A 7,496-nucleotide genomic window follows, 5' to 3' on the forward strand; every position below is an offset into this window, starting at 1 on the left:
AGTTCGACAGCAGCTTCCGCAGCATCAGCGGTTCGTACCCGAAGCCGGGAAGCGGCAGCTACGTGGTGGTCTCAGGGGACACGCTGCAGAGCATTGCGAGGTCGGCCTACGGCGACAGCAAGCTGTGGTGGAAGATCGCGCAGGCCAACGGGCTGGGCGGGGACGACGACCTGCGCATGGGGCAGTCGCTGATGATCCCGAGCGTGGCGGGCAACAGCAACGCCGCGGATGTGTTCAGGCCGTACGACCCTGGCGCGCTGATCGGGGACACGACGCCGTACATCAAGGCGCCGGACGACGGCTGCGGGACGATGGGGACGGTGCTGATCATCGCGGTGACGGTGGCAGTGGCCGTGGCGACGCAGCAGTACTACCTGGCGCAGTACGGCGGGGCTGCCGCAGCGTCGACGGAAGTCGCGATTGCCGCGGGTGCCACGGGCGGCGCGGCGGGCTCGGTGGCCGGGCAGGTGGTGGCCAACGCGGCGGGGATCCAGGACGGCTTCGACTGGAAGCAGGTGGCGCTGGCGGCAGTGGGAGGCGGCGTGGGTGGCGCGATGCAGGGCTGGGCTCCGCTGGGCGAGACGCACACGATCGCCAACGCGGCGGTGCGCTCTGCGATTGCAAGCGCGGCCACGCAGAGCGTGGGCGTGGCGCTGGATCTGCAGGACGAGTTCCGCTGGGGGCAGGTGGCGGCAGCGGCGCTGGGCGGTGCTGCGGGGCAGGCTGCCAATGAAGGGCTTGCGGCCATGGGCTGGAACCAGGTCACTGGGGTCACGACGGCCGTCGAGCAGGCGCAGAACTTTGCGCGCAGCGCAGTGGTGGGCTTCGCGGCAGGGGCGACGACGATGCTGGCGCGCGGGGGGCGCTTCCAGGCCACGCAAGTGGCGACGGATGCGTTTGGGAATGCGTTGGGGGAGAGCTTGGGCGATGCCATGGTGCCGCAGGCCAACTCTCTGTATGCCTTGACCGGTAGGGGGGCGAGGCTTGGTGAGAGTGCTAGTCGAGTGAAGCTGGGCACCGGGGATGATGGCGCCAGCCTTGGTGGAACAGGGCAGACGAACTTGGTGAATCTCGTCCGTGACGCAGCCGATGGCGAAGCTTTTGATCGCTTTGAGGGAGTGCAATTTGCCGGGGCGGCTTCTGCGCCGAGGGAGATCATCAAGGTAGGTGCGTCTGAAAGGTGGCGTGATTTCCAGCGCAGCGCATACGAGGGCGTGGATGAGTTGTCTGCTGCACTGAGTGCTGGCGGGCAAGATCCCGGCCAAGTAGATCGGCTCCGAAACTCTGCATTGGAAAAGATCGACACGATGCGTCGGGGGATCCAGGCCGATCCTGCCATGCAAGATGAATTGCTGGCTCGCGGGCTAACCTTCACCCAGGACATTGGACGATTCGCGCAGTTGGGGGCGTTTGGAGATCAGGAAACTGTCCACCGAATTGCCGTCGCTACCGATCGGGCTGGCGGTGTCGGCAGGGCCAGCGGCGAAGCAATTGCAGCTCAACTGCAGGAACTAGCGGCATTCGAGCCCTCATTCGTGAATCGCATTCCAGGCGATGCGCGAGTGGAGGCCGTTGCACCTGGCTTGTACATGAATACCCTTCTGAGTATGCGCAGTCACGTAGACACCACGATGTTCTACTTGGCCAGCATGACTGACACCGAAATGGGGCAATTGGGCGCTTATGCCGATTCGGTAATTGGCTCAGGAGGGTTGACTAGGTACAAAGACAATGAAGGCTTAGCTGCCGCGTGGATGGGAATGCAGGCTACTGAGACCGGGATGCAGCGCGTCGGAGAAGGGTTTTCGATCGCCTCAGTCGGATTGCGCAACATTGCCAGTTCGGTGGCTAAGACGCTGGCTGGTTCAAGCCCGGAAGCGTTCGCCAACTCCACCCTTGGAAAACTACTTGGTCCGTGGGCCAGACCGATGTATATCGTACCGCCGGGCACAGGACGCCCCGTCGACTTTGGCGCTCTGTTGCGCAAGTTGAAGGGACCTCCTCCAGAGGGCATGGTCGATCCCCATGCGCATCACATCCTTTTCAAGGAGGGGAATGGAGCTACACAGAAGGCGTTGGTGGCTGAAGGTCAGGCCCTCTTGCGTTCCTACGACATTGACCCGATCATGGGGCCAGAGAACTTGGTATGGGCTCCCAACCGGATCGCGGGGCAGCACAACGTTGATGCTGTCCGCAACGTGGTCACAGAGCTGAAACAGGTGCACGAATTTTTGGGGACCAGAGAGGCGATGGTCAAAAGATTGGAAGAACTGGGCCAGATTGCGGCACAACGAAAGTAGCAAATGGACACACGCTTGAGAAACCGAGGGCTGGTCGACGCCGTGGAGGGCGGGGATATCGAGAGGTTCGCCGCATTGATTGGCGGGGACGAATCGCTATTGCATATGGCAACGCCATATGGGACGTGGCTCCACGTTGCAGCTGCAGCGGGCAGGCTGAACATGGTCAAGTATCTCGTTCGACAGGGGTTCGATCCCAACGCGCGTGGGGGCGTTTTCGGTGGTGGCCCAATCAACGTGGCTGCCGCGTATGGACATGTCGAAGTCGTCGAGTACCTTCTTGCAGAAGGGGCTCAAATGGACGTCAGCGAGCCAGAAAGGAACCCGTTGTTTAGTGCGATCTATGGAGGCCACAATAACGTCGTGCTCCTTTTGTTGAAAAAGGGAATCGACGCTTCGGTTAAATACTCCGGAGATTCGATGAGCGACATGGACGCACTTGCCTTTGCTAGAGAGCGAGGCAGGACCGATATCGCGGAGATCCTTGCACGTCTCATCTGACGATCTGAGGTGCCCTCTGCTTTTCGCCTTCCAGAGGCCCGCGCTCATGCCGCCTTTGGAGGCTGATTGCCGTGCTTGCTGAGCCAGTCCTGAAGGAACTGTTGGGTGAGCGCATCAGCCCACAACATATTGGTGGGCTCCCGGTCACGGTTCCGCTGCCCGCGACCCGCCACCTGGATGCACACATGCCTGGAGGGTTCCGGTATAACCCCGGTGGACCTGGAGCGGCGGCTCCGTTCTATCCGTCAAAGGAAATGGTGCCTGGACAATGACCCCCGAAACTCTGCGCTGCCTTCCGAGAGACAGGCTGCTCTTCTACGTGGCGGACGATGTCACGCCGCAGATCAGGGAGCGCGTTCGACAACTCGTCTCAAAGGTGGCGAACACGCGCCAGTGGTTGATTGGTCCTCCGCAATACGTGGACTTGACGGAGGACTCGGCAACTCGCAGAGAGGATCTGCCGGTCGAAACAGTAGGGGGCGAGCTGGAGGTGTGTTCAGCCCATGTCCCGGGTGGGTTGCCGGCAGATGTCGATGCTCGGCACTGCGCCGAGGTCGATGAGCTTGTGCAGGCAGTGCGGCGACTCTCGGAAGAGGTCGCTGTTGCCTTCGAGTTCATGTATGGCGGGAACTACGCCGGTGCGATCGAGGCAGGGAAGATCGACAAGACCTTGCAGGTCGGTCTTCTCGATGAGTGGCACAAGCGCGTCTTGTGATCCGGGGTGCACGGGCGCGTCAGCCGCCTTTGTCAATGCGTTGGGAGAGAGCTTGGCAAGTCAAGACTCAAACTGCGCCCCGTCGAGCACAAATTACCTTAATGAAACTGGCACTACGATGCAGTCATCGCTGGTGACAAGGCGGTCAACGCCTTCCGAGCAAGCTCCGGCTACTGATCGGGGATATGGAAAATGAGCACAGACGCGGCCAAGAAGATTGCCCTTTGGGTCGACATGTGGAAGAACCATGGGGTCCCAGCCAGCGACGTGGCATGCGTGGCCATAAGGCTTGTCGCCGAATCTGGTTCGGCGGACTTGTTCCGCCTGTTGCCGAATGACATCCAGGTTGAAGCTAGGGTAATTGCCGCTCAGTTCGGGGCAGATGGGAAGGCGGAATTGACAGCTAAAGGGGGAACGTCAATCGTTGACATCTCTTCGCAGTTGCAGCGCTTCATCTCGGCTTTGAAGGAAGGTGGCATCGATCTGTCAAGCTCATAGCGAGCTTCACTTACTGCAAGCTATGAATGAAGGGCCGCTCGATGAGCGGCCCTTGTCGCTTGTGGCTCGGCGCCCTTGCTGCGCGAGCACGCTCCCCAGCAATTCCATGACGAACTTCTGCTTGGCCTTGGGCAGCGTGCTGATGCGCTCCATGTGCTGCTGCATCTTCGGTGCCGGGCCGCGCTTGGCGCGCGGCATGCAGGAGCAGTTCCAGTGGAGGGTCGTGGCGGCGGCCGCGCTGGGCGGTGCGGCGGGAGAGGCTGCCAACGAGGGGCTGAATGCGCCCGATTGGAGGCAGGTGCAGCGAGCGACCACGGCACTGGACATGGCGAACAACATCGCACGCGCCAGCGTGGTGGGCTTCGCGGCCGGGGCGACGACGATGCTGGCGCGCGGGGGGGCGCTTCCAGGCCACGCAAGTGGCGACGGATGCGTTTGGCAATGCGTTGGGTCAAGGGCTAGCCGATGAAATGCAGACGACTGCTCGCATCGAGACGCTGCGCGAAAGCTCAAGGCGCGAAGCCTCGGTACGTTACGACGTTCGAATGAGCGCCAATGACGACTTTGATTGGGCTGGTGTTCTAGTTGGCGGGCCAGCGCCAAGCAGCAATGGAGGCGGGGCAATTGATGTGGGAGCTCATCAAGAGTGGCTGAAGGCTACTGCACCACTCTACGCAGACTCATCCCAGCGCAGTATGGCCGCAGGGGTGTCTTATCGGGTGGATCCCCGCGGGATCGTGGCCGATCTAACAAGCGGAACTACGTCGCTCTTGATGTCGGCCCAGTACGGACTTACAGTCAGCCTCACTCCGGTCCAGGCAGCGGAAGCTGCAGGTGAACGCTCTCGAGGGCTGGACGCATATGCAAGAGATCTCAAATCGTTAACCGACGATCCATCCTTGATGGGTGCGATGGGCAAGATTGCTGCCGACTACTTCGCACAAGGCGGAACTACTCAGCGGAACCTATCAGCTCAGATTTCGCAGACGGTTGGAATTCTTTTGGCTGGAGACTCAACTGATGTCGCGACGGCGGCGAATTTGGCGACGGGCCTTGACATCATTCGGAAGAATCCTTTCGCGGTCGCAATGTTGGCTGTGACGCTCGGCCAGGAGAGGGACTTTGCAAGTGCTGCTCTTGAACACCTAGCGGCCTCATCCGCCTTGGACTACAACGGTGGAAAGGCTTGGAACTTCGCGACGGCGCGAGACATTGCGTCTGGTGTGGTCGGCGGAATGGCGGGGCTTGTGCAAGTGGGCGCCACTGCTGCAGCTAGGGCATGGCGCAATTTGGTACAAAGCGTACCGGATGTCAGCGGTAATCCGTTCTTGTCTGAGCTATCGCTCTCACAGGGAAGCCCTGTTCGGAGTTCTGGAGTGCTTCTCGGTCCGAGAACGAAGATACCGACTCGGAGTGACAATGTAACTACTCGATCTTTGAATAGGGAGAACGAAAGTGCTGATATCCTGAGTTCCCAGGGTGGGATGATTGTGGAGCAAAATCCACGCATTCCAGGACTGAAAAACCCAGATTATCGTATTAATGGCGATGTGTTTGACAATATCGCGCCGGAAACCAGCAACGTCCGAAATATTTGGAGCGCTGCGCGCGATAAAGTTGAGGCAGGACAGACGAAAAATATCGTCATTAATCTGGCTGATAGCAATGCGTCTGTAGAGAAGCTATTGGAGCAGTTTCATAAATATGAAATACCCGATCTTCAACGTGTAATAATTATTGACACGTCGAAGAGTATTACTATATTCAATCACAGGTGATAAGATGGCGATAGATCTGAATTGCTACACCTCCTACTCCTTGGCAGTTGGGAGCGAAGTACTGGGTCGTATTGCCAGAAAGAGTGAGATCGAATTTAATGGGGCATTCTCATTCTCGAAAATTAGGCCCGCCGATGAGGTGCACAAGGAAATTGCAGCAGAGTTCGGAATATCTGCGGAGACGGTTTTTCTGGTGGGGCTGACGGATAAGATGCAAGCTGCTCGTGTTGGGGAGGTCGCGGAACTGATTCGTACTGGTTTCGGCGAGGGACGGGTCATTGTTCTGATCGGAAATGAGAGACCCATTTGACAGGCAGTGGTCTCCAAATCCGATGGGCAGTCTCAAGTCTGAGGTGCAGCACCCCGCCCAACTGGTAAGGTCTGCAACTGCACAAGACGAAGCCAGAGAGACCCAACGGCCTCAAGTCTGAAGTGCAACACCCGCCCGCATCAATGCGTGGTTGAGAGTTGACGTTGAGAGTCGGCGTTGAGTATGGCGGCGAATACCCGGATCGGCGAATCCCAGTCGTGCGTGGCCCGAGGCCGGTTGTTCATCTCGTCGGCGATGGCATCGAGCTCGTCGTGACTGAACACCGACAGGTCGGTGCCCTTGGGCAGGTACTGGCGCAGTAGCCGGGGCGACGTTCGCGAACAGGCTCTTGCCGGCGAAACGGTGGTCCTGTCGGAAAACGAATGCCATGGACTCGTTGACGCTACCCTCACTTCTAGCACCTTGAAGCTGGCCCAGCATTCCAGTCAATGGCCGATCGTCATTCTGCGAACCACGATTGCAGATTGCGATGTGGTTGCCACGAAGCACCAGAGAGACTTTGCGCTCTTCAAGGCCCGCTTCATCAACTGTCGGTTCCACGGGGTCTATAGCGGGATCGACTTCGGGCGTTCGCATAACACTGAGCGTGACGGTGACTTCGGCGCGATTGAGGGTTGCGACTTCACCGATGCGACGCTCGATGGCTGCCGGTTCTTCAACACCGATGCCTCGTCGCTGCGCTTGCCTGGTTGGCCGCATGTGGTTCTGCTCGACTTCGCCCGCCGTACGGCGGACGTTGCCGCCATGACATGGCCGGGCGAACTCGGCAAGTACATGCGCATCTGTGCAGACCAGCCCGCATCGGTGCGAGCCGGAGTGATCCACATCCCGTCCATTGCCAAGCTGGTGGCCTGCACCGAAGAGCAAGCCCGAGAGGCCTTCGAGAAGTTCGGCGGCGTGGTGATGTAGGCCATTGCGCTCAACCCTCTTGCGCCGGGAGCAATCGCACAAGGCGTGAGGGTCAGGTTTTGCCTCTTGCCGCTAACGTACCCGATCAGCTTGCCAGCCGTTCGAATTGCTCGACGGCCTGGCTTGCGGTGACGATGGTGATGCCTTGATAGCTACCGAGCGGCAGCACATGCTGCTTGTCGCCCGAGGTGACCCGAACTTTACGGAGATAGGTAAGTTCGACAGCAGCTTCCGCAGCATCAGCGGTTCGTACCCGAAGCCGGGAAGCGGCAGCTACGTGGTGGTCTCAGGGGACACGCTGCAGAGCATTGCGAGGTCGGCCTACGGCGACAGCAAGCTGTGGTGGAAGATCGCGCAGGCCAACGGGCTGGGCGGGGACGACGACCTGCGCATGGGGCAGTCGCTGATGATCCCGAGCGTGGCGGGCAACAGCAACGCCGCGGATGTGTTCAGGCCGTACGACC

At 59.8% G+C, this 7,496-nt stretch carries 9 protein-coding genes and 1 pseudogene; 8 read left to right on the forward strand and 2 right to left on the reverse strand.

The annotated features are described in order from the left end of the window. The 4 genes from ACXJLU_RS31995 to ACXJLU_RS32010 form a co-directional block, all read left to right on the forward strand. A partial coding sequence (locus ACXJLU_RS31995) for a LysM peptidoglycan-binding domain-containing protein (protein WP_457337781.1) occupies positions 1-2,300 on the forward strand: 2,300 nt, incomplete at its 5' end. Positions 2,301-2,303: 3 nt separating this feature from the next. Next, positions 2,304-2,801, forward strand: coding sequence for an ankyrin repeat domain-containing protein (locus ACXJLU_RS32000; protein ID WP_457337782.1), 498 nt, complete (start codon positions 2,304-2,306; stop codon positions 2,799-2,801). A 268-nt stretch (positions 2,802-3,069) separates the two neighbouring features. Further along, positions 3,070-3,516: a hypothetical protein gene (locus tag ACXJLU_RS32005; RefSeq protein ID WP_457337783.1), complete on the forward strand. Its 447-nt coding sequence runs from the start codon at positions 3,070-3,072 to the stop codon at positions 3,514-3,516. A 192-nt stretch (positions 3,517-3,708) separates the two neighbouring features. After that, entirely contained in the window at positions 3,709-4,014 is a 306-nt protein-coding gene (locus tag ACXJLU_RS32010) for a hypothetical protein (protein WP_457337784.1), read from the forward strand. A 6-nt stretch (positions 4,015-4,020) separates the two neighbouring features. Here the strand turns inward: ACXJLU_RS32010 and ACXJLU_RS32015 are convergent, their stop codons facing one another. After that, on the reverse strand, positions 4,021-4,212 hold the full coding sequence (locus ACXJLU_RS32015) for a hypothetical protein (protein ID WP_457337785.1): 192 nt from the start codon (positions 4,210-4,212) through the stop codon (positions 4,021-4,023). A 272-nt stretch (positions 4,213-4,484) separates the two neighbouring features. Here ACXJLU_RS32015 and ACXJLU_RS32020 point away from each other — a divergent pair, with 272 nt between their 5' ends. Both ACXJLU_RS32020 and ACXJLU_RS32025 read left to right on the forward strand, forming a co-directional pair. Further along, positions 4,485-5,792, forward strand: coding sequence for a CdiA C-terminal domain-containing protein (locus ACXJLU_RS32020; protein WP_457337786.1), 1,308 nt, complete (start codon positions 4,485-4,487; stop codon positions 5,790-5,792). A gap of 4 nt (positions 5,793-5,796) precedes the next feature. Then, the gene (locus tag ACXJLU_RS32025) at positions 5,797-6,102 is read left to right on the forward strand and encodes a hypothetical protein (RefSeq protein ID WP_457337787.1); all 306 of its coding nucleotides are present in this window, start codon (positions 5,797-5,799) and stop codon (positions 6,100-6,102) included. A gap of 140 nt (positions 6,103-6,242) precedes the next feature. On the opposite strand, the pseudogene ACXJLU_RS32030 reads toward ACXJLU_RS32025, so the two are convergent. After that, a pseudogene (locus ACXJLU_RS32030) lies at positions 6,243-6,428 on the reverse strand (IS30 family transposase); the annotation flags it as partial. Between the two features lie 97 nt (positions 6,429-6,525). Between ACXJLU_RS32030 and ACXJLU_RS32035 the strand changes: the two are divergent. Further along, positions 6,526-7,032, forward strand: coding sequence for a hypothetical protein (locus ACXJLU_RS32035; protein WP_457337788.1), 507 nt, complete (start codon positions 6,526-6,528; stop codon positions 7,030-7,032). Between the two features lie 169 nt (positions 7,033-7,201). Then, the coding region (locus ACXJLU_RS32040; RefSeq protein WP_457337789.1) for a LysM peptidoglycan-binding domain-containing protein at positions 7,202-7,496 on the forward strand (295 nt) is incomplete at its 3' end.

The sequence above is a fragment of the Rhizobacter sp. P5_C2 genome, from assembly GCF_054049715.1.

Bases quoted from the DNA above. Each gene is read 5' to 3' on its own strand.
- ACXJLU_RS32005 (WP_457337783.1), top strand. From the start codon at position 3,070: ATGACCCCCGAAACTCTGCGCTGCCTTCCGAGAGACAGGCTGCTCTTC.
- ACXJLU_RS32000 (WP_457337782.1), top strand. From the start codon at position 2,304: ATGGACACACGCTTGAGAAACCGAGGGCTGGTCGACGCCGTGGAGGGC.
- ACXJLU_RS32020 (WP_457337786.1), top strand. From the start codon at position 4,485: ATGCAGACGACTGCTCGCATCGAGACGCTGCGCGAAAGCTCAAGGCGC.
- ACXJLU_RS32010 (WP_457337784.1), top strand. From the start codon at position 3,709: ATGAGCACAGACGCGGCCAAGAAGATTGCCCTTTGGGTCGACATGTGG.
- ACXJLU_RS32025 (WP_457337787.1), top strand. From the start codon at position 5,797: ATGGCGATAGATCTGAATTGCTACACCTCCTACTCCTTGGCAGTTGGG.
- ACXJLU_RS32015 (WP_457337785.1), bottom strand. From the start codon at position 4,212: ATGCCGCGCGCCAAGCGCGGCCCGGCACCGAAGATGCAGCAGCACATG.